This is a genomic window from Sphingomonas olei (genome assembly GCF_045369765.1).
Lineage (GTDB): Bacteria > Pseudomonadota > Alphaproteobacteria > Sphingomonadales > Sphingomonadaceae > Sphingomonas > Sphingomonas panaciterrae.
The window spans coordinates 1-1,005 of the sequence record NZ_JBIQEU010000076.1; the positions used below are offsets into that span (position 1 = coordinate 1).

The following is a 1,005-nucleotide window of genomic DNA, read 5'->3' on the forward strand; positions in this document are numbered from 1 at the left end:
CTGTAGGTTTCCCTAAAATGGTGGACGCCATCCTACCTACAGCAGCAGCTGAAAAGAGTGGATCTGCGCCCGAAACAGTGGACGGCAGCCGCTCTGTTCCGCCACAACTCGCCTGCCTGAGCGTACCGTACCCAAAAGCACGAATGTGCGGCTAATCGGCCAGCGGCCGTACGTTGGTGATGGTGACGCCGACCTCAGCGCTCGCCAGCGGCCCGTCCGTCGTGAACATCTCCGCTTGTAGGTCAATCGCCAAGGCAAGACACGCTCGGTCACCAAGCGAAAGTCCAAGCGCCTTCGTCGACGGTCGCAGGTCGCCTATGATGAGCGCCTGGGCAGGAGAGAGCGGCCGTACATCGAGGTGCAGCCCGCCAAGAGCCTCACGTACCTCGTCGAGCGGCAATCCTCGGTCCCGAAGCTTGGAGACGACCTCGGCGAGGTTGGTCGTTCCGATAATGCTGCGGGTCAGGACGTCGACTACCCGATCCGCCCCAGGTTCGTCGTTCAGAAGGCAGAGCAGGGCGGAGGCGTCGAGTACGACCTTGCTACTCACGCTCCGCCTCGCGCCGGCGCTCTGCGATCAGCTCGTCAGCCAAACCGACGCCTTCGGGCACATATTTGCGAAGGATCGCGCGAGCCCTTTCGAGCGCCTTAGGCACGGAACGTACCCGTAGCTCGCCATCGTCGACATCGACGAGAACGGTATCACCCGTGGTGATCCCGAGCTCACGGCGCATGGCCGCCGGGATCACGAGTTTACCACCGTCCACGATCTTGACCCTCTGTGCTTCCATCTGCACTGAACTCGCTTGGCTGACCCAACTCTCGGATCATACCGGATATTGGCGCTGACGGATAGCGCGAAGCAGCGCACTTCAGCGCGTTTGGTGATCAGTCGTCGTTCATATCAGCGCCATTAGCTACTTAGACCTGGCTTGCTGAGCTAGGCTCGACAGGATCGGCGTTTGCTATTCCGAGCCGGTTGCCGCAGTGGTGGCTCACATGGGT

Annotated in this window: 2 protein-coding genes; both read right to left on the reverse strand. The window is 61.2% G+C overall.

What is annotated here, in order from left to right:
- Positions 1-151 precede the first annotated feature (151 nt).
- Positions 152-550 carry a type II toxin-antitoxin system VapC family toxin gene (locus ACH0BU_RS18105; RefSeq protein ID WP_066781968.1) on the reverse strand — a complete coding sequence of 133 codons (399 nt, stop codon included), beginning with the start codon at positions 548-550 and terminating at the stop codon, positions 152-154.
- Positions 543-791: an AbrB/MazE/SpoVT family DNA-binding domain-containing protein gene (locus tag ACH0BU_RS18110; RefSeq protein ID WP_018251286.1), complete on the reverse strand. Its 249-nt coding sequence runs from the start codon at positions 789-791 to the stop codon at positions 543-545. Before ACH0BU_RS18110 ends, ACH0BU_RS18105 begins: the two co-directional genes overlap by 8 nt.
- Positions 792-1,005 lie beyond the last annotated feature (214 nt).

Coding starts and splice junctions, on each gene's coding strand:
- ACH0BU_RS18110 (WP_018251286.1), bottom strand. CDS start 791: ATGGAAGCACAGAGGGTCAAGATCGTGGACGGTGGTAAACTCGTGATC.